Below are 23,341 nucleotides of genomic sequence, written 5' to 3' on the forward strand. Positions count from 1 at the left end.
GACAGCCCTTAGCTCTGCTCGCCCTCGCGCCAGCGGTTGGTGATCGGCAGCCTGCGGTCCTTGCCGAAGCCCTTCGCGGAGATCTTCGTCCCCGGCGGGTACTGCCGTCGCTTGTACTCGGCGGTGTCGGTGAGCTTGAGGATGCGCGTCACGAGCTCCGCGTCGAAGCCGGCCGCGACGATCGCGTCCCGGCCCTGGTCCCGGTCGACGTACAGCTCCAGCACGCGGTCGAGCACGTCGTAGTCGGGCAGCGAGTCGGTGTCGACCTGGCCGGGGCGCAGTTCGGCGCTCGGCGGCTTGCTGATCGAGTTCTCCGGGATCGGCGGGGTCTCGCCCGTCGCCGCCGCCACCGCGTTGCGCCAGCGGGCCAGCCGGAAGACGGTGGTCTTGTAGACGTCCTTGATCGGGCCGTAGGCACCCACCGAGTCGCCGTAGAGGGTCGAGTAGCCCACCGCCAGCTCGCTCTTGTTGCCCGGCGCGAGCACGATGTGGCCCTCCTGGTTGGAGATCGCCATCAGCGTCACCCCGCGCAGCCGGGACTGCAGGTTCTCCTCGGCCAGCCCGGTCAGCGACAGCGACGCCATGTACGCGTCGAACATCGGCGCGATCGGCACCGTGCGGTAGTTCAGGCCGGTCCTGCGGGCCAGTTCGGCCGCGTCGCCCCTGGAGTGGTCCGAGGAGTACGCCGACGGCATCGACACGCCGTAGACGTTGGCCGCCCCGACCGCGTCGCACGCGACGGCCGCGACCAGGGCCGAGTCGATACCGCCCGACACGCCGATCAGCACCGAGCGGAAGCCGTTCTTCTCGACGTACGCGCGCAGGCCGGTGACCAGCGCCCCGTAGACCTCGGCGTCGTCCTCCAGGCGTTCGGCGACCTCGCCGGTGAACTGCGGGGCGTACGGCGCCACCGGCTCCTCGGACAGCGTCACATGGCGGATCTCCAGGCCGTCGGCCACCAGGCCGGACGGGACCTCGGGCGCCGCGGCCGGCAGCTCCAGGTCGAGGATGACGCACTCCTCGGCGAACTGCGGCGCCCGGGCGATCACCTCGCCGTCCTGCGTGACCGCGATGGTGTCGCCGTCGAAGACCAGCTCGTCCTGCGCGCCGACCATCGCCAGGTACACCAGGGTGCAGCCGGCCTCCTGGGCGCGCTTGCGCACCAGGTCGAGGCGGGTGTCGTCCTTGTCGCGCTCGTACGGCGAGGCGTTGACCGACAGCAGCAGGCCCGCCCCGGCCGCGCGGGCGCCGGGCACCCGGCCGCCGTCCTGCCACAGGTCCTCGCAGATCGCCAGTGCCACGTCCACGCCGCGGACCCGGATCACCGGCATGGTGTCGCCGGGCACGAAGTACCGGAACTCGTCGAACACGCCGTAGTTGGGCAGGTGGTGCTTGGCGAACCGCAGTGCCACCTTGCCGCGGTGCAGCACCGCGGCGCAGTTCTGCGGGGCGCCGGCCGGCTGGCCGAGCCGCGGCCGGGCGTCGTGGCTGCGGCCCAGGTAGCCGACGACGACCGGAAGTTCGCCGAACCCCTCGGCGGCGAGCCGCTCGGCCAGTTCCACCAGCGCGCTGCGGCTCGCCTCGACGAACGACGACCGCAGGGCCAGGTCCTCCACCGGGTATCCGGTGAGCATCATCTCGGGGAACGCCACCAGGTGGGCTCCTTGCCCGGCGGCGTGCCGGGTCCAGCGCACGACCGACTCGGCGTTCCCGGCGATGTCGCCGACGCGGGCGTCGATCTGATTCAGGGCGAGTCGTAGTTGAGGCACGCCCCCAGTTTAATCGTCACCTCGACGAAATCGCTGTCGCCCAGGTCACACGGGCGGTTCCCGCTGGCGCGGGGGCGCCCCTGGAGGGCGCCCCCCAGGGCGCCCAAGGGCTGTCCCGCAATCCCCGGCGGGCGCGCGACGACAGCTGCGGCACCTCGCTGCGTTGTCGGGCTCGCCCGGATACGACCCGGTATGAGGGCGACCCTTCGCCTTGCGATGCACCGCATCTGACGCCGCCCGCTGGTCCACCGCGGATCACGGGGCAGCCCTTAGCCGCGGAGCCAGACCGCGGTGTCGGCCGGGAGGCGGCCCTCGGTCAGCGGCCCGCTGGCCAGCAGCACCTCCGTACCGGCGGGCAATTCCGCAGGAGAGTCCGCAAGGTTCAGGACGCAGACGAACTCGGGGGAGCGGCGGAAGGCCAGCACGCCAGGTGCGGACTCCAGCCATGCGAAGGAGCCGTCGCCGAGCCCGGCCTCGGCCCGCCGCAGGCCCAGCGCCGCACGGTAGAGGGACAGCATCGACGCGGGGTCGGCGGACTGCGCGTCGGCGGTGCGCGACGCCCAGTCCGCGGGCTGCGGCAGCCACGGCTCGACGCCGGCGGGGCTGAAGCCGAACGGCGACGCGGACCCGCCCCACGGCAGCGGGACCCGACAGCCGTCCCGTCCCGGGTTGGTGTCGGAGGACCGCAGGTACATCGGGTCCTGGAGCTTGTCCAGCGGGATGTCCTCGACCTCGGGCAGCCCCAGCTCCTCGCCCTGGTAGAGGTAGACCGAGCCGGGCAGCGCCAGGGTGAGCAGGGCCGCGGCCCGCGCCCGCCGGGTGCCGAGCTCCAGGTCGGTGGATATGCCGAAGGCCTTCGTGGCGAAGTCGAACCCGGTGTCGGCCCGCCCGTAGCGGGTGACCGTACGCGTCACGTCGTGGTTGCACAGCACCCAGGTGGCGGGCGCGCTCACCGGCGCGTGCGCGGCCAGCGTCGTGTCGATGGACGTCCGCAGCCTGGCCGGCTCCCAGGGGCAGGCCAGGAAGTCGAAGTTGAAGGCGGTGTGCATCTCGTCCGGCCGCAGGTACCGCGCGAAGCGCTCCGCGTCGGGCAGCCACACCTCGCCGACCAGGATCCGCGCGCCGGGGTAGGAGTCGGCGATCCGCCGCCAGCCGCGGTAGATGTCGTGCAGCTCGTCGCGGTCGACGTACGGGTGGGCGGCCAGGACCGCGTCGGCGCCCGCGGACGGGTCGGGCAGGTCGGGCAGCTCCGGGTCCTTGGAGACCATGGCGGCGGAGTCGATGCGCACCCCGCCCGCGCCGCGGTCGAACCAGAACCGCAGGATGTCCTCGTGCTCGGCGCGGACCTCGGGGTGGTTCCAGTTGAGGTCGGGCTGCTCGGAGTCGAAGAGGTTCAGGAACCAGTCGCCCGGCGTGCCGTCCGGGTCGGTGGTCCGCGTCCAGGCGGGGCCGCCGAACTGCGAGGGCCAGTTGTTGGGCGGCAGCTCGCCGTGCTCGCCGCGCCCGGGGCGGAACCAGAAGCGCTCCCGCGCGGGTGATCCGGGACCGGCCGCGAGCGCCTCGCGGAACCACGGGTGCGCGGCGGAGATGTGGTTCGGCACGATGTCGATGATCGTCCTGATGCCCAGCGCGAGGGCCTCGGAGATCAGTTTCTCGGCCTCGGCCAGGGTCCCGAAGACCGGTTCGACGTCGCGGTAGTCGGCGACGTCGTAGCCGCCGTCCGCCATCGGCGACGGGTACCACGGGCAGAACCACAGAGCGTTGACGCCCAGCTCGGCCAGGTACGGCAGCCGGGACCGCACACCGGCGAGATCACCGGTCCCGTCACCGTTGCTGTCGGCGAAGCTCCGCGGATAGACCTGGTAGATGACCGCGCCGCGCCACCAGTTCTCGTCGGCCTCGGGCTGCAGGGTGTCTGCCACGTCAACGTCCTTTCGGGCAGGTGGGACCCCGCCGCCGGCCCCGGATGGCGGGGATGTGGGCATGAGGACCGGCGGCGGAGTGCTGAGGGGTGGAGCGTTACGGAAGGCTGCGCGGCGTCATGGGCCGGTCAGCCCTTGAGGCTGCCGGCGGTCAGGCCGGACATGATGTTGCGCTGGAAGAGCAGGAAGATCAGCAGGGTCGGCAGCGCGGAGATGGCGAGCGCGGCGATGAGCACGTTCTGCGGGACGCCCTGCGAGAGCGAGTTGATGCCGATGTTGATGGGCTGCTTCGAGGGGTCGGGCTCCACCAGCATCGGCCAGAGGAAGTCCTTCCAGACGTTGACCACCGCGAAGATCGACACCACACCGAGGATCGGCCGGGACATCGGCAGCACGATCGACAGCAGGGTGCGCATCGGCCCTGCCCCGTCGATGGCCGCTGCGGCCATCAGGTCGTTGGGGATCGAGTCGAAGAACCGTTTGAGCAGGAAGATGTTGAAGCCGTTGGCCACCGTCGGCAGCCAGATCGCCCACGGGTGGTTGATCAGGTTGACGTGCAGCAGCGGCAGGTCGAGCACGGTCATGTACTGCGGGATGATCAGCACGGCGGACGGGATCATCAGCGTGGCGAGCATGCCGCCGAGCACGATGTTGCCCAGCACGGGCCTCAGCTTGGACAGCGCGTAGGCCGCGGCGACGTCGAAGACCAGCTGGAAGGCCAGTGCGCCGAAGGCGTAGTAGAAGGTGTTCCACAGCAGCTTGGCGAGCTTGAGCTGGGTCCACGCCGTCTTGTAGTTCGACGGCTGCGGGTCCTTGGGCACCAGCGTCGGCGGGTTGTGCAGCACCTCGTGCACGGACTTGAAGCCGCTGGTGGCCATCCAGTAGAGCGGTCCGACGAAGACCAGCGTGAAGACCACGAGCACCACGGACAGCACGGTCCAGTAGATGACCTTGCCCCGGGGCCTGGCCAGGGTCGCGGACGAGATCAGCGTCCGGTTCGCGGGAGTGAACTCTGCCATGATCGTGATCCGTCCTAGTCGGCGTTCCGGTTGAGCCGCGCGTACAGGCCGGAGAATCCGGCGAGTACCAGCAGCAGGAAGAGGCCGAGTGCGGCCGCGCCACCGAAGTTGTTGTAGCGGTAGCCGTACTGGTAGACCATGTAGACCACGGTCATCGTGGAATTCTCCGGGCCGTTTCCGCCGGCCATCAGGAAGACGTTGGTGAATTCCTGCATGGTGGCGACGATCTGCAGCAGGAGCATCAGCGAGAGCACCAGCCGGGTCTGCGGCACGGTCACGTGCCAGATCTTGCTCCACAGGCCCGCGCCGTCCAGGTCGGCGGCCTCGTACAGCTCACCGGGTATGTTCTGCAGCGCCGCCAGGTAGATCAGCGTGGCGCTTCCCATGCTCATCCAGGTCGCCGCGACGACCACCGAGATCAGCGCGGTGTGGGACGAGTCGAGCCACTGCGACGTCGGCAGGTGGAAGATCTTGAGAATGCGGTTGAACAGCCCGTATTCCGGGTTGTAGAAGTACTTGAAGAGCAGCGCGCCGGCCACCGGCGGGAGCATCACGGGCAGGTACACCAGAATGCGCAGATAGGCCCGTGCGTGCCGCAGTTCGTTGAGCAGGATGGCCACGAAGAACGGCACCACGAAGCCGATCACGAGGGCGTAGAGCGTGAACATCCCGGTGTTCTTCCACGCCGTCCAGAAATACGGGTCGTGGTAGACGGTCTTGATGTTCTTGAAGCCGACCCAGCTGGTCACCCCGCGTCTGGTCTGCTGGAAGCTCATGATGAACTCCCGGACCATCGGGTACCACGAGAAGAACCCGAAGCAGAGGATCGCCCCGATCAGGAACCCGTAGGCCTGGAGGTTCTGGCTCAGTTTGCGGCTCAGGCCGCCCCGGCCGCCTTGGGTCCTGGGACCTGCCGCGCGCCCGGCGTGGCGCCTGGTTGTTTTGTCGGGGACGGTCGTCGCCGCCATGAAGGCTCCTCGGCTGGAAGCGGTGCTTGTGATCCGTGCCGCGCCGCGGGGGCCGGTCGCCGACCGGCCCCCGCGGGGGCTGCGCTGTTACTGGCCGGCGGCCAGCAGCTGGTTCGCCTGCGTCTCGGCGGACGAGAGCAGCTTGCCGATGTCGGCGCCCTTGTTGCTCAGCACTCCGGACATCACGGTGTCGAGCACGGTGTAGAGCTTCTGCGCGTTCGGCGGCTCACCCTTCACCGGCACCTGCGCGTCCACGTACGACTTGTAGTTCTGCACCGGCACGGTCGCGTACTGGGTCTTGTCCGCGGTGTCCGTGGCCTTGGACTGGCCGGTGAAGAAGAACGGCTGCGGCAGGCCGACCGGGATGCCGTCGGTCTTGTTGCGCGCGTAGTTGAACTGGCCCTTCTTCAGGGTCAGGAACTTGAAGTTGATCCAGGCGATGCCGGCCTTGATCTGGTCGGGGGAGTCCGACTTCTTGAAGAAGTAGTCGTTGCCGCCCATCAGCGAGGTCTTGCCGCCGGGGATCGGCGCCATGCCCAGGTCGTTGAAGTTGGCGCCGTACTGCTGGACCATGAGCTGGATGTCGTCGGGCGCGGCGAGGTACATGCCGATCTGGCCCGCGCCCATCGCCTTCTGGCTCTCGCCCCACTCCTTGCCGGCGCTGGCGGGCATGCTGTTGTCCACCCAGCGCATGTCGTGGATGGTCTGCAGGATCGAGGTGGCCTCGGGGCCGTTGAAGGCCGCCTTGGTGCCGTCCTCGCTGACGACGTTGTTGCCCGCGCCGTACAGCGCCGAGGTCAGGTGCCAGCCGCCCTGGTTGCCCGCGCCGTACTCGAAGAAGCCGTGGATGCCCTTGCTGCCCAGCTTGTCCTGGATGACCTTGGAGTCGGTCCTGATCTCGTCCCAGGTCGTCGGCGGCTTGTCGGGGTCGAGACCGGCGTCCTTGAAGATCTTCCGGTTGTAGACCAGGCCCATCGAGTAGTTGGTCGTCGGCAGGCCGTAGAGCTTGCCGTCGTCCTTGAGGATCGCCAGGACGTTGGGGTCGATGTCCTTGAGGTTGGGGACCGTCTTGTCGTTGACGTAGGCGGTGATGTCAGCGGCCTGGCCGGCGTCGAGGACCTGGTTGAGGTCGGTGACGTAGCTGTAGAAGACGTCGGTCTCGGACGAGCCCTGCAGCTGGGCGGTGAACTTGTCCGTGTCCTCGCAGGGGAACGTGTCCTTGCTGTTGATCGTCACGTTCGGGTACGTCTTGTGGAACTCGGCGATGTCGTCCAGCCACTGCTTGCGCTCGGGCTTCTTCGTCGTGGGCGGCATGCAGTCGACGCTGATGGTCACCTTGGTCTTCGGGTCCAAGGGCGTACCGGCGCTGGAGCTGCTGGCCTTGCTGCCGCCGTTGTCGTCCTTCTTGTCGCTGGAGGAACACGCGGCACTCGTCAATCCGATGCCTGCGACCAGCGCGACTGCCACCAGTCTGCGGTAGCGGATTCTGCTCATGATCAAACCCTTCCCCTGAACCACTGCGCGTCATTGGACTGCGATCTGGGACCCCCGCGGCGCATGATGCACATGGTGTCCGGCGCAGGTGCGCGCCGCCGTCTCGGGTTGGCTCAACGTACTTAACCCGATAGATGTCCGCAAGATGTCGCGTGAATTTCGCAAAGACACGACTTGGTCACGACGGTCCAGGGTGCTGACTGTGCTGCGGAGACGACTGAGCGCGCAGCCGCACCGCGCCGGTACCCGGCACGGTGAACTGCGCGCTCTGCCCCGCGGACGGTCGTCCAGGGCTCCCCGCTACGCGTTCGTACGGGCCTCCGGATGCGGGATGCGGGCCGGGTGCGGGGCCGGTCCCGTGGAACCGCGTACTACCAGTTCCGGCTCGAAGAACAGCTCGTCGTGGTCGACCGAGGCACCGCTGATCTCCCCGGCCAGCAGGTCCACGGCGGCCCGGCCCATCGCCTCGATGGGCTGCCTGACGGTGGTCAGCGGCGGCTCGGTGCAGTTCATCAGCGACGAGTCGTCGTAACCGATTACTGACACGTCTTCCGGCACCGACAGGCGACGCCTGCGGGCCGCCCTGATGGTGCCGAGCGCGAGCAGGTCGGAGGCGCAGATGAAGGCCGTGATGCCGCGCGCCAGCAGTCGGCTCGCCGCGGCCTGGCCGCCTTCGAGGGTGAACAGCGCGTGCTCCACGGTCACCGACGGGTCCACCCGGCGGGCGGCTGCCAGCTTGCGCCGGGACGGCACGTGGTCGGGCGGGCCGAGCACCAGCGCGATCCGCTGGTGGCCCAGCGAGATCAGGTGGTTCATCGCCTGCTCCACCGCCACCGCGTCGTCGCAGGAGACCCGCGGGAAGTCGAGATGGTCGATGGCGGCGTTCATCAGGACGGTCGGCAGGTTGCGTTCCGCGAGCCGTGCGTAGTGGTCGTGGGGCGATTCGGCCTGGGCGTAGAGCCCGCCGAAGAAGACCACCCCGGAGACGTGCTGCTGGAGCAGCAACTCCACGTAGTCGGCCTCGGAGACGCCGCCCGCGGTCTGGGTGCACAGCACCGGGGTGAAGCCCTGCTGTGCCAGCGCGCCGCCGACCACCTCCGCGAAAGCGGGGAAGATCGGGTTCTGCAGCTCGGGCATGACCATGCCGACCAGCCGGGCGCGTTCGCCCCGCAGCTGGGTGGGCCGTTCGTATCCGAGCACGTCAAGGGCGGTGAGGACCGCGGCCCGGGTAGCGTCGGAGACGCCGGGCTTTCCGTTCAGCACCCGGCTGACGGTGGCCTCGCTCACCCCGACCTTCTTTGCCACCTCGGCAAGTCGTCGTGTCATGGCGTCGATTCTAGTACAGGTGGCGCAAGATTCTTGCGGTGATTTTGCGGGATCTCTGCAAGTCATCCAAATTTTGCGAAACCTGGTCGACATATTGCTGCGTCAGGTCGTGATCCCTAGGGTGTCGGTCGTCACACCAGCGACTCCCGCCAGAAGGGACCCCCCCACCGCATGAACACCAGACGTCACACTTCTGCCTGGCTCGCCTCGGCGACCGCCGCGGCGCTCGCCGCCGGCGGACTCGCCGTCGCCATGACCACGCAGACCGCCAGTGCCGCCCCCACCGCACAGGCCGTCTCGCCCTTCGCCGTCAGCGGCGGCGCCACCGTACCGTTCACCGAGTACGAAGCCGAGGCCGCGGCCACCAACGGTTCACCGGTCGGCCCCGACTACACGCAGTCGACCGTCGCCTCCGAGGCGTCGGGCCGCCGTGCGGTCACCCTCGGCGGCCAGGGCAAGTACGTCGAGTTCACCCTCAGCAAGCCGGCCAACGCCGTCGACGTGGCCGCGAACCTGCCCCGCGGCGCCTCCGGCACCGTGTCCGTCTACGTCAACGGCACCAGGATCGCCGGCAAGCTGGCGGTCACCTCGCAGTACTCCTACGTGGACACCGGCTGGATCGCCGGCGCCAAGACGCACCACTTCTTCGACGACTCCCGGCTGCTGCTCGGCCAGGACGTCGCAGCCGGCGGCAAGGTGAAGCTCCAGCTCGACGCGGGCGACACCGGCAGCGCCACCGTGGACGTGGCCGACTTCGAGCAGGTCGCGGGCGCCGCCGCCCGCCGCCGTGCCGGGAGGGTCCGCCGTCTGCGGTCAGCGCTGCTTCGGCACCCGCGGCCTGCCCGGGCGCCGGGGGGCGCGGGTGAACGCGTCGCCGTCGCGCAGGTGCAGGGCACGTAACGCGATCTCGGTGGCGAACCGCTGGTCGGGCCGGGTGAGCTGCTCGCCGAAGGCCCGCTCCAGGATGCGCAGCCGATAGCGCACCGTCTGCGGGTGGACGTCCAGTTGCTCGGCGATCTGCGCCGCGGTGCCCCGGGTGACCAGCCAGATCCGCAGCGTCTCGACGAGCCGGGCCTGCTGGGTGGGCGTCAGGGCCGCGAGCGGCGCGAGATATCTGGCGGCCATCTGGTCGGCCAGCGCCGGGTCGCCCAGCAGCCACAGCGGCAGCAGGTGGTCCTCGCTCAGCAGCAGCGGGTCTCCCGTGACGGCTCCGCTGCCGGCCAGCGAGAGGGTCTGCCGGGCCCACCGCAGCGAGTCCGCCGCCTCGCCCAGCCCGGTGGTCAGGCCGACCGCGGCCCGGCAGCCGCCCAGCGCGTCGTCGAGGCAGGCGCGGCGCGCCTCGGTCAGCGGCCCGGGCACCAGCAGGTGCGGCTCGGGATCGGCGAAGTCCTGGAGCATGTCCGGGTCCAGGGACTGGCGGCGCGGCCGGGTACCCGGGGCGAGCGCCACCATGGTCACCTCGTCCGGCAGCTTCCAGGCGCAGTGCTCGGCGAGTTCGGCCAGCGCGCTGCGGGCCACCGCGGTGCCGCCGAGGATGCGGCGCAGCAGCCGCCGGCGCCGGTTGTCGGGCTCCTCGCCCAGTTCCGCCAGGGCCTGGACGTAGCCCTCGCGGGAGAGTTCCGCCAGGTCGCCCATGTAGGCGAAGAGGGCGTCGGCGAAGGTGAGCATGAAGCCCGCCGACAGGTTGTAGCGGCGGCCCACCGCGCGCACCCGGCGCAGCGCCACCTGGCAGCCGATCCGGTAGGCGGCCTGGAGGTTGTCCAGGCTGCGGCCCTCGTACGCCTCGTAGCGGCCGAACCGCCGGCACAGGTCGTCGCGCTGCGACGTGGTGGCGGTGGGCGCGGCGACCCGGTCCACGAAACTGGCGATGCTCTGCTCGATCCCGAAGCGGATCACCCTGCTGTTCGGGCCTTCCAGGAGGTGCCCGTATTCGGGGATCGCGGAGACGATTTCAGCCGCCATCTCTTTTAAAAGACTTGGCAGTTCAGGACGCATGATGGCGGCGAACTCCCGCGGTATCGGCCCCGCGATCTCCCCCTGATCCGGGACCTGTCGCATGAATGACATGCCTGTCCCCCCTCCCGTACCGCGTCATTGCGTCGGTGGTCTCGCTGCAACATAGACCAAATGTTCACGCTGCGCAGCCCCGCGGTTGCGCAAACGTTGTCGGCCGTGCGGGCGGCGGGCGCCGGGCGCACGGCTCCGGGGCGGCGCGGAGCCGGCGCTGCGGCGGGCGCGATGCTCACTCGCGGACAAAAGGCGGCGGGGCAATGCTGCCTCGGTGACAGAAAATTACCCGACGGTAGGGTTCCGGGCGGAATCTTGGACCTGATTGTTGCGCCCCTCGGTTACCCGTGCGTAACGTCCAGCTCTGCGAGGGCACCCGAGGGAATCGGTGCCCCACGTTCCAGATAGCAGTCGCAGCCGAATTCCGCCATCGACGTGCAGTGTTGTGCGCGAAGAGCGCGGTTTCGGTTTATCAGGTACGTCGAACTCCTCGGACTCACGGAAGGAATCAGCCCATGCGCAAGCTCACCAGGGCGTTCACCGGGACGGTGACCACGGGCGCCGCGATCGCCGCGGTCGTCGGCCTGGCAGCCGCTCCCGCCTTCGCCTCCGTCAGCTCGGCGACGGTCAGCGGGAACACCAACGCCAACGGCTCCATCACGGCCACCGCCACCAGCCCGACGCTGACCGACTCCAAGACCGGCGTCAAGCTCACCTGTGCCTCCGCCACCGCCTCAGGTACGGCGGCGAACGGCACCTACACGGCCGGCGCGCCCACGGCGATCAAGGTCGCCTCGCTGTCCACGCTCGCATGGAACCAGTGCACGATCAGCGGCATCGCCTTCACGGTGAAGGCCAACGCCACCCCGTGGAACCTGAACGCCACCGGCGCCACCGTCAGCGGTGCCACCCCCGGCTCCATCACCGGTGTCAACGCGACCCTGTCCGGCGCGTGCAACGCCACCGTCACCGGCACGGTCACCGGCAAGTACACCAACGCCACGCACACGCTGTCGATCAACGCCGGCACCCTGGTCGTCTCCGGCGTGAGCGGCCTGTGCCTCGGCCTGATCAACAACGGCGACGCGGTCGTCTACAACGCGAACTACGTCGTCACGCCGGCCACCCTGGCGGTCAACGCGACCTGAGACGGGCTCCGTTCGTCCGCGGGCACCGCAACCCGGCCCCGCGGGCGGGCGGCACTCCCTCGTCGTGCGCTCCGAGCCCCGGCGGGCACCGTCCCCGCCGGGGCTCGCCGTCCCCGGGTGCCGCGCCCCCGATGCTCAGCCGACGACAAGAACCGGCTGCGGGATTGTCATCGGTTGACAAGAAAAGCGCCTCACCGGGCACTCGCCGAATTCGCCCTCGTCGATCACTTGTACGGCCTTATTACCCGCCCGTAATGTCCGTGCGTCGCAGACGCGCCAGCCAGAGGAGTCCAGCCGATGCGAGGTGCCGTGAACCTGCGCCGTGCGGCGCTGACCGCCGCCACGGCGTCGGTCGCCGTACTGGCCGGGATGCTGCCCGGCACCCCCTCCGCGGCGACCGGCCCCGACGGCACCGTCGAACTCGCCTACAGCTGCGCCTTCACCGCGGGCACCGGTCCCGGCACCGCGGACCCCTCCGGCGACCCCTCCGCCACGCCCGCTCCCGGCACCGCCGTGACCGAGGACGCCACCGTCACCGTTCACCAGCAGTACCCGGCGACCGGCGCGGTCGGCGCGCGGATCCAGCCCGGCCCGCTGACCGTGGAGGTGGTCCTCGGCAAGGACGCCGCCGGCGCGGTCCTGCCGGACGGCACCGCCTCGGCCACCGCGACCGGGTCGCTCACCACCCGGGTCACCCAGGGCTCGTCCGCGGCCGACGCGGTCTGGCCCGGGCTCCGGGCCGCCTCCACGCCCACCGCGGACGGCCTGGACCTGACGTTCACCGGGAACGCCACCGCGCTCAGCGTCACCGCCCCGGGCACCGTCCGGTTCGACCTCGGGCGGTTGGACCTCACCGTGTACGCGGAAGCCGGCGCCACCGCCCCGCCCTCGGCGTCCCCGACGCCGTCGGCCGCCGGCGGGGCGTCCGCGGCCGGGACCCCGCCGGCCGGCGACGCCGCCTCCGGCGCCTCGGCGGACGGCTCCGCGAGCCCGGCGGCCGGCGCCGGGCCGGCCGCCGGCGTCACCGGCGGAGTGACCGCCGCGTGCACGCCGAAACCCGGCCAGTCCACGGTGATCGGCGAGGTCGGCGTCGCCGCACCGGCCACGCCCTTACCGTCAGGGGCCGGACCCGGCACCGGATCGGGGGCCGGCCGGGGCACCGCGATGCAGAAGGACGCCGCCGGCACCGCCGCGCCCACCACCCGGCACGGGACCATCGCCCTGGCCGCGCCCCCGCACTCCGACGTCTCGACCTGCGGCGCGGTGCCGACGGGCGACCCGGACCAGAAGATCCTGGACGCGCAGCCGCGTCCGCCCGGCTCGTTCAACATCGCCGTCGCGCCGGCGGACCGCCAGGCCGAGTGCACCTTCCTCACCGGTCTGTCCAACGTCGGCAAGCTGAACGGCGCCTCCGTCATCAACGACCTCAACGACCATCCGGCGCTGACGAACGTCACCCAGACCGGTGTGTGGATCGGCTTCCAGGAGGACGGCTCCCTCTACAGCGAGTTCGACTCCATCGCGACGCTGGACCTGCCGCCCGCCAAGTCCACCTTCCTGACGTTCGGGTTCATGCCCACCTCCGCGGTGATGACCCTGACCCAGGTCGGCCCGCTGACCCTGGTCATCGTCGGCAGCAGCGGCGACGACTACGTCACCACCACCACCGTCTACGGCAGGCTGCAACTGCGGCTGAGCCACATCGAGATCAACGGCACCCCGCTGGACGTCGGTTCCGGCTGCCGCACCGTGGCGCCGCTGGACCTCAAGCTGGTCGGCATCGACCTGAGCAACACCGCCGGCCACGGCGGCGTCCTCAGCCCCACCGACTACAACGAGATCGGCGGCGGCCCGCTCTCCCAGGACCGGCTCACCATCCCGCCGTTCACCGGCTGCTCCGCCCACGGGGACGACGTCGACGCGCTGCTCACCGCGTCGATCTCCGGGTCGGGCAACTCGCTCAACCTCATTCAGGGGCCGCTGTGCATCCCGAGCGCCTTCCTGAACTGCGACCCCGAGATCCCGTTCCCGACCCCGCCGCACCGCTGAGCCCGCACGGCATGTCCCACCGTCACAGCCCCTCCGGCGGCCGCGACGCCGCCCGTCCGACCCCATCGCCCCCAGGGAGGTGCCCGTGGGAATCGAAGTGATCGTCGAAGGTCTGACGAAGTCCTTTGGCAAACAGACCGTCTGGCAGGATGTGACGCTCACTCTGCCGCCCGGTGAGGTCAGCGTGATGCTGGGACCCTCCGGCACCGGCAAGACCGTGTTCCTCAAGTCCGTGATCGGCCTGCTCAAACCCGAGCGCGGCCGGGTGCTCGTCAACGGCGTCGACATGGTCAACGGCCCCGAGCGGGACATCTACCAGACCCGCAAGCTGTTCGGCCTGATGTTCCAGGACGGCGCGCTGTTCGGCTCGATGAACCTCTTCGACAACATCGCCTTCCCGCTGCGCGAGCACACCCGCAAGAAGGAGTCGGAGATCCGCCGCGTCGTCATGGAGCGGATGGACATGGTCGGCCTGGTCGGCTCCGAGGCCAAGCTCCCCGGCGAGATATCCGGCGGCATGCGCAAACGCGCCGGGCTGGCCCGCGCGCTGGTGCTCGACCCGCAGATCATCCTGTGCGACGAGCCCGACTCCGGCCTCGACCCGGTCCGGACCTCGTACATCTCGCAGCTGCTGATCGACCTCAACGCGCAGATCGACGCGACCATGCTGATCGTCACCCACAACCTCGACATCGCCGCGACCGTGCCCGACAACATGGGCATGCTCTTCCGCCGCGAACTGGTCGCCTTCGGGCCGCGGGAGCTGCTGCTGACCAGCGACGTACCGGTGGTCAGGCAGTTCCTCAGCGGCCGCCGCGAAGGCCCGATCGGCATGGCGGAGGAGAAGGACGAGGCCACCCTCGCCATGGAGCAGCTCGCCGACGACAGCACCGTGCCGATCGCCCCGCCCACCGTCGTACCGCAGCTGGAACCGAGTCCGGGACTGCCGCCGCGGCAGGCCGTACAGCGGCGCCGGGCACGGGTGCTGGCGATGTGGGACCAGTTGCCGGCCGCCGCCCGTACCGCGGTGCAGGCCGGACTCGCCCCGGTCCAGGGAGAGCCCGCATGACCGCACCGGTGCGCGTACGCGAGTCCGCGCCGCGCCGACCGATCCCCGGCACCGGGGCGCTGCGCCAGACCGGGCAGTTGATGACGCTCGCCGCCACGACCGTACGGGACACCTTCCGGCGGCCCTTCCAGATGCGCGAACTCGTCGAGCAGTTCTGGTTCGTGGCCAGCGTCACGATCCTGCCCGCCGCCCTGGTCTCGATCCCGTTCGGCGCGGTCATCGCCCTCCAGGTCGGCTCGCTCACCCAGCAGTTGGGCGCCCAGTCCTTCACCGGCGGCGCCAGCGTGCTGGCGGTGATCCAGCAGGCCAGCCCGCTGATCGTGGCGCTGCTGATCGCCGGCGCCGGCGGCAGCGCGATCTGCGCCGACCTCGGGTCGCGGAAGATCCGCGAGGAGCTGGACGCCATGGAGGTGATGGGCGTCTCGCCGGTGCAGCGGCTGATCGTGCCGCGGGTGCTGGCCACCATGCTGGTCGCGCTGCTGCTCAACGGCCTGGTGTCGGTGGTCGGTACGGCCGGCGGCTACTTCTTCAACGTCATCGTCCAGCACGGCACCCCGGGCGCGTACCTGTCCAGCTTCTCCTCGCTGGCGCAGCTGCCCGACCTCTACATCAGCGAGATCAAGGCGGTGATCTTCGGCTTCATCGCCGGCATCGTCGCCGCCTACCGCGGTCTGCACCCCAAGGGCGGCCCCAAGGGCGTGGGCGACGCCGTCAACCAGTCCGTGGTGATCACCTTCCTGCTGCTGTTCTTCGTCAACGTCGTGCTCACCGCGATCTACCTGCAGCTCGTCCCGCAGAAGGGGGCCTGACCGATGGCACTCCTTGACCGCCCCCTGCGCTGGCTGGACGAGACCGGCGACCACTTCATCTTCCACGTCACCGCGGTGCTGTGGATTCCGCGCACCCTGCGCCGCTACCTCAGGGAGGTGCAGCGGCTGCTCGCCGAGGTCGCCTTCGGCAGCGGCGGGCTCGGCGTGATCGGCGGCACCGTCGGCGTGATGATCGGCATGACCCTGGCCACCGGCACCGTCGTCGGCCTCCAGGGCTACGCGGCCATGAACCAGCTCGGCACCGCCGCCTTCACCGGCTTCATCTCCGCGTACTTCAACACCCGCGAGATCGCCCCGCTGGTCGCGGGACTCGCCCTGTCCGCGACCGTCGGCGCCGGATTCACCGCACAGCTCGGCGCCATGCGGATCAACGAGGAGGTCGACGCGCTGGAGGGGATGGGCATCCGCTCCATGCCGTACCTGGTCAGCACCCGCATCATCGCCGGAGTCGTGGCGATCGTGCCGCTGTACGGCATCGGCCTGCTCAGCAGCTACGCGGCCTCCCGGCTGGTCACCGTGTGGTTCAACGGCCAGTCGCCGGGCACCTACGACCACTACTTCAACCTCTTCCTCTCCCCGCAGGACGTGCTGCTGTCCACGCTGAAGGTGCTGATCTTCAGCGTGATCGTGATCCTCGCGCACTGCTACTACGGCTACACCGCCAAGGGCGGCCCCGCCGGGGTCGGCATCGCGGTGGGGCGCTCGGTCCGCAACGCCATCGTGATCATCTCGATCACCGACTTCTTCCTGTCGCTGGCGCTGTGGGGCGCCACCACCACCGTGCGGGTGGCCGGATGACCGCCACCGAGACCCGCACCCCCGCCGTCCCCGCGCCCCGCCGCGCCAGGCTGCGCGGCACCACCGCCGGGCGCAGAACCGCCGGCCTGGTCTTCCTGCTGGTCCCCGCGCTGCTGGCGTGGCTGGCGGTCGCCGTCTACGACAAGGACTTCAGCGACGAGGCGACCGTGACCGTACTGACCGGCAGCGTCGGCAACGAGATGCACCCCGGCGCCGACGTCAAGGTCCGCGGGGTCGTCGTCGGCCGGGTCAGCGCCATCCACGCCGACGGGCAGGGCGCCCGGCTCACCCTCGCCCTCGACCCGGGCCAGCTGCACCGCATCCCGGCCGGCGTCACCGCCCAGATGCTGCCCACCACCCTGTTCGGCGCCCGCTTCGTCGCCCTGGTGCCGCCCGCGGACGCGGTCGCCGACGGCCCGACGCTCACCGCGAGCAGCACCATCCCGCAGGACCGCTCCAGCGACGCCGTCGAACTCCAGCAGGTGCTCGACAACGTGATGCCGCTGCTGACCGCGGTCCAGCCGCAGAAGCTCGCCGCCACCCTCAACGCGGTCGCCACCGCGCTGGACGGCCGCGGCACCCAGCTCGGCACCACCCTGGTCCAGCTGGACCGCTACCTCAGCAAGCTCAACCCCGAACTGCCGGTGCTCAACGACGACATCAGGCAGCTCGTCACCGTCAGCCACATCTACGACGACGCCGCCCCCGACATCGTGCAGGCGCTCACCGACTTCACCAGGACCAGCGGCACCATCGCCGAGGAGCAGGCGGGCCTGAGCACCCTCTACGGCACCGCGACCGGCACCGCCCAGGACGTCACCACCTACCTGCGGCAGAACAGCCCCAACATCATCCGGCTGGCCGCCGGCAGCCGCGGCACCCTGTCCCTGCTCGCGGAGTACGCCCCGTCCTTCCCCTGCACCCTGCGCACCCTCGCCGACTTCGTACCCGCCATGGACAAGGCACTCGGCAAGGGCACCGGCCAACCCGGTCTGCACGTCGACCTGACCAGCGTGCCCTCGCGCGGCCGGTACACCGCGGGCAAGGACACCCCGTCCTACGGCAAGAGCGGCGGCCCGCAGTGCTACTCCGTCCCCTACACCGGCAAGGGCACCGCCCCGCCGGCCAACTCCCCGCAGGAGAACGAGCTGATCGACGAACTCCTCGCACCCGGCGCGCACACCTCGCCCGGTGACCTGCCGGACTGGAGCAGCCTGCTGACCGGGCCGGTCTTCCGCGGGGCGGAGGTGACCGTCCAGTGAAGCGCAGGAGCCTGGCAGGACCGATCGTCAAGTCGCTGATCTTCATCCTGGTCACCGCGCTGGCCACCACCGTGCTCGCGGTCAGCATCGCCGGCTCGGGCGTCGGCGACACCTCCGGCTACAACGCGCTGTTCACCGACACCACGGGCCTGATGTCCGGCGACAGCGTACGGATCGCCGGCGTGAAGGTCGGGCAGGTCGACTCGATCACCGTCTACCGGCACAACCTGGCGAAGGTGCACTTCTCGGTCCAGCGCGAGCGCACCCTGCCCCGGTCCGCCGACGTCACCATCAAGTACCTGAACCTGGTCGGCCAGCGCTACGTCGACCTCGAACAGGGCACCGGACCCGTCGGCGAGACCCTGGAACCCGGCCAGACCATCCAGCTGGACCACACCACCCCCGCGCTGGACCTCACCCAGCTCTTCGCCGGCTTCCAGCCGCTCTTCGAGGGCCTGTCCCCCAGGGACGTCAACCAGCTGGCCGGCGAGATCGTGCAGGTGCTCCAGGGCGAGGGCGGCACCGTGGACAGCCTGATCGGCAGCATCGGCTCGCTGACCACCACGCTGGCCGCCAAGGACCAGGTCATCGGCCAGGTCATCGACAACCTCAACACCGTGCTGACCACCGTCAACACCCGCGAGGCCAACTTCAACGACCTGGTCACCACCCTCCAGCAGCTCGTCACCGGCTTCTCCGGCGACCGCGAGCCGATCGGCCAGTCGATCACCGCGATCTCCCAGCTGACCACCAGCACCGCCGGCCTGCTCACCCAGGGCCGGCAGCCGCTGAAGGACTCCATCGCGCAGCTCGGCAGGCTGTCGACCGACCTGGCCGACTCCACACCGCAGTTGCAGAGGTTCCTGGTCAACACCCCGCAGAAGTTCCGGGCCGTCGGACGGGCCTCCTCGTACGGGTCCTGGCTCAACCTCTACCTGTGCCAGGCCACCGTCGCCGGGGTGACCACCTCCGACGGCAGCAAGGCGCCCACCGGCATAGCGATCAGCGAATCGAGGTGCCGGTCATGAAGCGGCCACGTCTCCGTCTCCGCGCCCCGGCCGACCGCGGCAGGCCGCTCTTCCGGCCGCTGCGGGAACGCAACCCGGTGGCGGTCGGCGCGGTCGGGCTGCTGGTGCTCGCGCTGGCCGGCCTGGTCGCCTACAACGCCGACGCGCTGCCGGTGATCGGCGGCGGCACCAGCTACTCGGCGAACTTCACCGAGGCGGCGGGCCTGCGCCCGGGCAACGAGGTACGGGTCGCCGGCGTCAAGGTCGGCAAGGTCACCGGGGTGTCGCTGGACGGCGCCCAGGTCGAGGTCACCTTCAAGGTCCGGCACACCTGGATCGGCGACGCCAGCACCGCCGCCATCGGCATCAAGACGCTGCTCGGCGAGAAGTACCTGGCCGTCGACCCGCTCGGCAGCCGCGAGCAGAATCCCGGCACCCGCATCCCCAGGAGCCGCACCACCTCGCCGTACGACGTCACGCAGGCCTTCGACGGGCTCGGCCAGACCCTCGGCTCGCTCGACACCAAGCAGCTCGCGGCGAGCTTCCAGACCATCTCCGACACCTTCAAGGACACCCCCTCGTCGGTCCGCAGCGCCGCCACCGGGCTGTCCTCGCTGTCGCAGACCATCTCCAGCCGGGACGCCCAGCTCGCCCAGCTGCTCACCGGCAGCAAGCAGCTCACCCAGACCCTCTCCGACCAGAACAGCCGCTTCCAGACCCTGATCTCCGACGGCGACCTGCTGCTCGGCGAGATCCAGAAACGGCGGGACGCCATCCACACCCTGCTCACCGGCACGCAGGACCTGGGCATCCAGCTCAACGGCCTGGTCGCCGACAACACCCGGCAGCTCGCCCCGACCCTGAACGCCCTGGACCGGGTCACCGGCGTCCTGGTCGCCAACCAGTCCAGCCTCGACCAGGCACTCGCGCTGGCCGGCCCCTACTACCGGCTGGTCGGCAACACCCTGGGCAACGGGCGCTGGTTCGACAGCTACCTGTGCGGCCTGGTGCCCAAGAGCTATCTGCCGGCCGGCACCCCGCCCGAGAACGGGTGCATGCCGCCCAAGGCGACAGGGAGCGCGTCATGACCCTCACGCCCGCCAAGCCGCGCCCCCGGCTGCCCCGGCCCTCGCTGCCCGCGGTCAGGGTGTCCCGGCGGCTGCTGGTGGCCGGCCTGGTGCTGGCCGTGGTCGCCGCGGCCGCCGTCACCGCGGGCTTCGCGGCCTTCGGCGGCCCCGGCGGCCACCGCGTCACCGCCTACTTCGACCGTACCGTCGGCGTCTACAAGGGTTCCGACCTGCGGATACTCGGAGTGAAGGTGGGCACCGTCGACGCGGTGCGGCCCAAGGGCAAGCAGGTCGAGGTCACCTTGCACCTCGACCACGGCGTCAAGGTGCCCGCCGACGCGGGAGCCGTCGTCGTCGCCCCCAGCGTCGTCGCCGACCGCTACGTGCAGCTCACCCCCGCCTACACCGGCGGCCCGCAGCTCAGGGACCACGCGGTCATCCCGGCGAGCCGCACCGCCACCCCGGTCGAGGTCGACCAGCTCTACGACAGCATCACCCAGCTCAGCGACGCGCTCGGCCCGAACGGCGCCAACACCACCGGCGCGCTGTCCGGGCTGCTCGACACCGGGGCGCAGAACCTCGACGGCAACGGCAAGGCCATCGGCGACAGCATCAACCAGCTCGGCCAGGCCTCCAAGACCCTCGACAGCCACAGCGGCGACCTGTTCGCGACCCTGTCCTACCTCCAGTCCTTCACCACGATGCTGAAGAACAACGACGGCAAGGTGAAGGCGGCGGCCGACCAACTCTCCACCGTCACCGGCTTCCTGGCCGCGGACAAGGAGGACCTCGGCGGCGCGCTCCAGCAACTGTCCACCGCCCTGGGCCAGGTGAAGACCTTCATCCAGGACAACCGCGGCCGGCTCACGACCAGCATCGACAAGCTCGCCCCGCTCACCCAGACGCTGGTCGACCAGCGCGCCTCGCTCGCCGAACTCCTCGACACCGCACCGCTGGCCGCCGACAACCTGCTCAACGCCTACGACCCGCAGCACCAGAGCATCGACGGCCGCACCGACATCAACGAGCTGAGCATGGGCGACCTCGACCCGGCGGCCGGCAAGCCGGCCACCACCGCCTCCCCGGCCGCGAAGCGCCTGCCGCTGCCCTTCCCCGCGGCCGGGGACGTCACCACCCCAGGGGGCGCGCGATGAACCGACGGCGTACGACAGCGGCCGCGGCCGGCGCGCTGCTCAGCCTCGCCCTGGCCGGCTGCTCCTTCGGCGGGGTGCAGAGCCTCCCGCTGCCCGGCGGCGCCGACCTCGGCAGCCACCCCTACACCGTCAAGGCGCAGTTCGCCGACGTCCTCGACCTCGTACCGCAGGCGTCGGTACGGGTCAACGACGTCGCCGTCGGCCGGGTGACCTCCATCCACGTCGCAGACGACGGCTGGTCCGCGATGGTCACCATGAAGGTCAACGGCAAGGTCCGGCTGCCCGCCAACGCCTACGCGCACCTGGAGCAGTCCAGCCTGCTCGGCGAGAAGTACGTCCAGCTGTCCGCGCCGCCCGCCGGCGAGACCTCCCGCGGGCGGCTGGCCGGCGGCTCGGTCATCCCCACCTCGCACACCAACCGCAACCCCGAGGTGGAGGAGGTCTTCGGCGCGCTCTCGCTGCTGCTCAACGGCGGCGGCATCCAGCAGCTGAAGACCATCAGCACCGAGTTGAACAAGGCGCTCACCGGCAACGAGCCCGAGGTCCGCGACATGCTCACCCAGGTGGACACCCTGGTCACCGACCTGGACACGCACAAGCAGGACATCACCGACGCGCTCGACGGCGTCAACCAGCTGTCCGCCACCCTCGCCGTCCGCGACCAGAAGATCGGCACCGTACTGACCGGGCTGAGCCCCGGGCTGAAGGTGCTCGACCAGCAGCGCGGGTCGCTGGTCACCATGCTGCGGGCACTCGACACCCTCTCCGGCGTCGCGGTGGACACCGTCAACCAGAGCAAGGACGACATGGTCGCCGACCTCCAGGCCCTCGCGCCGACCCTGCAACGGCTCGCCGACTCCGGCAAGGACCTGCCCGACTCCCTCCAGGTGCTGCTGACCTACCCGTTCACCGACGAGGTGCTCAACGGCGTCAAGGGCGACTACCTCAACGTCTACCTCGACCTGACCGCCGCCCCCGGCACCCAGCTCATCCCGGCCCTGGAGTCCAAGGACAACGTGTACGGGGACACCGCCCAGCCGCAGAGCCAGCCGCAGAGCAAGAAGAGCAACATCCCCAAGGGCCTCCCGCTGCCGCTGCCTTCGGTCACCACCACTGCGGGGGGCCGCTGATGCTGACCAGGACGACCGTCGTCAAGAACATCGCCTTCCTGCTGGTCGCCGTGCTGGTGCTCGGCTACATCGGGGTGCGCTACGCCGACCTCGGCCGCTACGTGGGCCTGCGCGGCTACTACACCGTCAAGGTCGAACTGCCCGAGGCGGGCGGCCTGTTCGAGCACTCGGACGTCACGTACCGGGGCGTGTCGGTCGGCCGGGTCGGGCCGATCAGGCTCACCTCGGACGGCGTCGAGGCGGACCTGCGGATCGACAACTCCGCACCGGACATCCCCGCCCACCTCCAGGCGGTCGTCGCGAGCCTGTCCGCGGTCGGCGAGCAGTACATCGACCTGCGGCCCAGCACCGACAACGGCCCCTACCTGCACGACGGTTCACGCGTCGACCAGGCCGACACCCAGATCCCCGCACCGGTCACCAACCTGCTCACCAGCGTCAACGAACTGGCAGGCTCCGTACCGCTGAACTCGCTGCGCACCGTCGTCGACGAGTTCGGCCAGGTCTTCAACGGGCAGGCCGACAACCTCCAGTCGCTGCTGGACTCCAGCGGCCGCTTCATCTCCGCCGCCGACACCAACCTCCCGGCCGACACCCAGCTGATCGTCGACGGGCAGACCGTGCTGCGCACCCAGGCCGACGAGGGGGCAGCCATCAGGTCCTTCGCCGACAGCGCCAACCAGCTCGCCGCCCAGCTCAACTCCTCCGACACCGACCTGCGCCGGCTCATCGCGGCCGCACCCGACGCGGCCACCCAGGTCAGCGCGCTGCTGCGGGACGTGGGACCGCAGCTGAGCGTGGTGCTGGCCAACCTCCTCACCACCTCCGACATCGCCGAGACCCGGCAGCGCGGCATCGAGGAGTACCTGGTCACGGTGCCCCAGGTGGTCGCCGCGGGATCCACCGCCGTCAGCCCCAAGGGCCTGCGCTTCGGCATGGCGGTCACGTTCTTCTCGCCGCTGCCGTGCACCTCCGGATACGGCGGCACCACCTACCGCAACGGCACCGACACCAGTACGCCGGCGACCGCGTTCAACACCGCGGCCCGCTGTGCCGCGCCCGCGTCCAGCGGCATCGACGTCCGCGGCAGCGCGCACGCGCCGTCTGGCGGTGCGCTGCCCGCGCCCGCGGAGCCCGGCTCCGTCCTGCCCATCGGCACCGGTCAGGGCGCGGGCACCTACTCCGCCCCGGCAGGACCCGCCCTGCCCGGCGCGCTCGGCCTTCCGGCACTGCCGGCCGCCGGCCCCGTCGACCTGGCGGGCCTGCTGGGGGTGACGCCGTGAGGCCGCCACGCGCCCTGCGCGGCCTTCGTGCCGTACGCC

The 23,341-nt window shown here is 70.5% G+C and carries 19 protein-coding genes; 12 read left to right on the plus strand and 7 right to left on the minus strand.

Features of this window, described 5'->3' with window-relative positions; translation table 11 throughout:
* Positions 1-8 precede the first annotated feature (8 nt).
* The 6 genes from NFU81_RS22120 to NFU81_RS22145 form a co-directional block, all read right to left on the minus strand.
* Positions 9-1,769, minus strand: coding sequence for an NAD+ synthase (locus tag NFU81_RS22120; protein WP_251492569.1), 1,761 nt, complete (start codon positions 1,767-1,769; stop codon positions 9-11).
* Between the two features lie 269 nt (positions 1,770-2,038).
* Entirely contained in the window at positions 2,039-3,754 is a 1,716-nt protein-coding gene (locus tag NFU81_RS22125) for a glycoside hydrolase family 13 protein (protein ID WP_422665252.1), read from the minus strand.
* A 65-nt stretch (positions 3,755-3,819) separates the two neighbouring features.
* Complete coding sequence (locus NFU81_RS22130) at positions 3,820-4,710, minus strand: carbohydrate ABC transporter permease (RefSeq protein ID WP_251492573.1); 891 nt, start codon at positions 4,708-4,710, stop codon at positions 3,820-3,822.
* Positions 4,711-4,724: 14 nt separating this feature from the next.
* Positions 4,725-5,678, minus strand: a complete 954-nt coding sequence (locus NFU81_RS22135; protein ID WP_251492576.1) for a carbohydrate ABC transporter permease — start codon at positions 5,676-5,678, stop codon at positions 4,725-4,727.
* A gap of 87 nt (positions 5,679-5,765) precedes the next feature.
* Entirely contained in the window at positions 5,766-7,172 is a 1,407-nt protein-coding gene (locus tag NFU81_RS22140; RefSeq protein ID WP_251492578.1) for an ABC transporter substrate-binding protein, read from the minus strand.
* 300 nt (positions 7,173-7,472) lie between these two features.
* Positions 7,473-8,498, minus strand: a complete 1,026-nt coding sequence (locus NFU81_RS22145) for a LacI family DNA-binding transcriptional regulator (RefSeq protein WP_205042732.1) — start codon at positions 8,496-8,498, stop codon at positions 7,473-7,475.
* A gap of 171 nt (positions 8,499-8,669) precedes the next feature.
* Here NFU81_RS22145 and NFU81_RS22150 point away from each other — a divergent pair, with 171 nt between their 5' ends.
* Positions 8,670-9,398 (plus strand): carbohydrate-binding protein, encoded by a 729-nt coding sequence (locus NFU81_RS22150; RefSeq protein ID WP_422665253.1) that lies wholly within the window; start codon positions 8,670-8,672, stop codon positions 9,396-9,398.
* Here NFU81_RS22150 and NFU81_RS22155 read toward each other — a convergent pair.
* Positions 9,312-10,565 (minus strand): PucR-like N-terminal domain-containing protein, encoded by a 1,254-nt coding sequence (locus tag NFU81_RS22155; RefSeq protein ID WP_251492580.1) that lies wholly within the window; start codon positions 10,563-10,565, stop codon positions 9,312-9,314. The genes NFU81_RS22150 and NFU81_RS22155 overlap by 87 nt on opposite strands.
* Positions 10,566-11,020: 455 nt before the next feature.
* On the opposite strand from NFU81_RS22155, the gene NFU81_RS22160 reads away from it, so the two are divergent.
* The 11 genes from NFU81_RS22160 (at position 11,021) to NFU81_RS22210 (ending at position 23,302) form a co-directional block, all read left to right on the plus strand.
* Positions 11,021-11,653 carry a hypothetical protein gene (locus NFU81_RS22160; RefSeq protein WP_251492582.1) on the plus strand — a complete coding sequence of 211 codons (633 nt, stop codon included), beginning with the start codon at positions 11,021-11,023 and terminating at the stop codon, positions 11,651-11,653.
* Between the two features lie 297 nt (positions 11,654-11,950).
* On the plus strand, positions 11,951-13,702 hold the full coding sequence (locus NFU81_RS22165) for a hypothetical protein (protein WP_251492584.1): 1,752 nt from the start codon (positions 11,951-11,953) through the stop codon (positions 13,700-13,702).
* 85 nt (positions 13,703-13,787) lie between these two features.
* A complete protein-coding gene (locus tag NFU81_RS22170; protein WP_251492586.1) occupies positions 13,788-14,771 on the plus strand; it encodes an ABC transporter ATP-binding protein in 984 nt (327 codons plus the stop codon).
* Positions 14,768-15,580, plus strand: a complete 813-nt coding sequence (locus NFU81_RS22175; RefSeq protein ID WP_422665254.1) for an MlaE family ABC transporter permease — start codon at positions 14,768-14,770, stop codon at positions 15,578-15,580. Before NFU81_RS22170 ends, NFU81_RS22175 begins: the two co-directional genes overlap by 4 nt.
* A 3-nt stretch (positions 15,581-15,583) precedes the next feature.
* Positions 15,584-16,399: an MlaE family ABC transporter permease gene (locus NFU81_RS22180; protein WP_251492588.1), complete on the plus strand. Its 816-nt coding sequence runs from the start codon at positions 15,584-15,586 to the stop codon at positions 16,397-16,399.
* Complete coding sequence (locus NFU81_RS22185; protein ID WP_251492591.1) at positions 16,396-17,661, plus strand: MCE family protein; 1,266 nt, start codon at positions 16,396-16,398, stop codon at positions 17,659-17,661. The genes NFU81_RS22180 and NFU81_RS22185 overlap by 4 nt, the downstream gene beginning before the upstream one ends.
* Positions 17,658-18,689: an MCE family protein gene (locus NFU81_RS22190; RefSeq protein ID WP_251492593.1), complete on the plus strand. Its 1,032-nt coding sequence runs from the start codon at positions 17,658-17,660 to the stop codon at positions 18,687-18,689. The genes NFU81_RS22185 and NFU81_RS22190 overlap by 4 nt, the downstream gene beginning before the upstream one ends.
* The gene (locus NFU81_RS22195; RefSeq protein ID WP_251492595.1) at positions 18,686-19,756 is read left to right on the plus strand and encodes an MCE family protein; all 1,071 of its coding nucleotides are present in this window, start codon (positions 18,686-18,688) and stop codon (positions 19,754-19,756) included. The genes NFU81_RS22190 and NFU81_RS22195 overlap by 4 nt, the downstream gene beginning before the upstream one ends.
* On the plus strand, positions 19,753-20,889 hold the full coding sequence (locus NFU81_RS22200) for an MCE family protein (RefSeq protein WP_251492597.1): 1,137 nt from the start codon (positions 19,753-19,755) through the stop codon (positions 20,887-20,889). The genes NFU81_RS22195 and NFU81_RS22200 overlap by 4 nt, the downstream gene beginning before the upstream one ends.
* Positions 20,886-22,019 carry an MCE family protein gene (locus tag NFU81_RS22205; protein ID WP_251492599.1) on the plus strand — a complete coding sequence of 378 codons (1,134 nt, stop codon included), beginning with the start codon at positions 20,886-20,888 and terminating at the stop codon, positions 22,017-22,019. The genes NFU81_RS22200 and NFU81_RS22205 overlap by 4 nt, the downstream gene beginning before the upstream one ends.
* Positions 22,019-23,302, plus strand: a complete 1,284-nt coding sequence (locus NFU81_RS22210) for an MCE family protein (protein WP_251492601.1) — start codon at positions 22,019-22,021, stop codon at positions 23,300-23,302. The genes NFU81_RS22205 and NFU81_RS22210 overlap by 1 nt, the downstream gene beginning before the upstream one ends.
* Positions 23,303-23,341 lie beyond the last annotated feature (39 nt).

The organism is Actinacidiphila cocklensis (genome assembly GCF_907177275.1).
GTDB lineage: Bacteria > Actinomycetota > Actinomycetes > Streptomycetales > Streptomycetaceae > Actinacidiphila > Actinacidiphila cocklensis.

Bases quoted from the DNA above. Each gene is read 5' to 3' on its own strand.
- NFU81_RS22180 (WP_251492588.1), top strand. From the start codon at position 15,584: ATGGCACTCCTTGACCGCCCCCTGCGCTGGCTGGACGAGACCGGCGAC.
- NFU81_RS22130 (WP_251492573.1), bottom strand. From the start codon at position 4,710: ATGGCAGAGTTCACTCCCGCGAACCGGACGCTGATCTCGTCCGCGACC.
- NFU81_RS22150 (WP_422665253.1), top strand. From the start codon at position 8,670: ATGAACACCAGACGTCACACTTCTGCCTGGCTCGCCTCGGCGACCGCC.
- NFU81_RS22205 (WP_251492599.1), top strand. From the start codon at position 20,886: ATGAACCGACGGCGTACGACAGCGGCCGCGGCCGGCGCGCTGCTCAGC.
- NFU81_RS22165 (WP_251492584.1), top strand. From the start codon at position 11,951: ATGCGAGGTGCCGTGAACCTGCGCCGTGCGGCGCTGACCGCCGCCACG.
- NFU81_RS22195 (WP_251492595.1), top strand. From the start codon at position 18,686: ATGAAGCGGCCACGTCTCCGTCTCCGCGCCCCGGCCGACCGCGGCAGG.
- NFU81_RS22125 (WP_422665252.1), bottom strand. From the start codon at position 3,754: ATGCCCACATCCCCGCCATCCGGGGCCGGCGGCGGGGTCCCACCTGCC.
- NFU81_RS22200 (WP_251492597.1), top strand. From the start codon at position 19,753: ATGACCCTCACGCCCGCCAAGCCGCGCCCCCGGCTGCCCCGGCCCTCG.
- NFU81_RS22210 (WP_251492601.1), top strand. From the start codon at position 22,019: ATGCTGACCAGGACGACCGTCGTCAAGAACATCGCCTTCCTGCTGGTC.
- NFU81_RS22155 (WP_251492580.1), bottom strand. From the start codon at position 10,565: ATGTCATTCATGCGACAGGTCCCGGATCAGGGGGAGATCGCGGGGCCG.
- NFU81_RS22160 (WP_251492582.1), top strand. From the start codon at position 11,021: ATGCGCAAGCTCACCAGGGCGTTCACCGGGACGGTGACCACGGGCGCC.
- NFU81_RS22145 (WP_205042732.1), bottom strand. From the start codon at position 8,498: ATGACACGACGACTTGCCGAGGTGGCAAAGAAGGTCGGGGTGAGCGAG.
- NFU81_RS22135 (WP_251492576.1), bottom strand. From the start codon at position 5,678: ATGGCGGCGACGACCGTCCCCGACAAAACAACCAGGCGCCACGCCGGG.
- NFU81_RS22185 (WP_251492591.1), top strand. From the start codon at position 16,396: ATGACCGCCACCGAGACCCGCACCCCCGCCGTCCCCGCGCCCCGCCGC.
- NFU81_RS22175 (WP_422665254.1), top strand. From the start codon at position 14,768: ATGACCGCACCGGTGCGCGTACGCGAGTCCGCGCCGCGCCGACCGATC.
- NFU81_RS22140 (WP_251492578.1), bottom strand. From the start codon at position 7,172: ATGAGCAGAATCCGCTACCGCAGACTGGTGGCAGTCGCGCTGGTCGCA.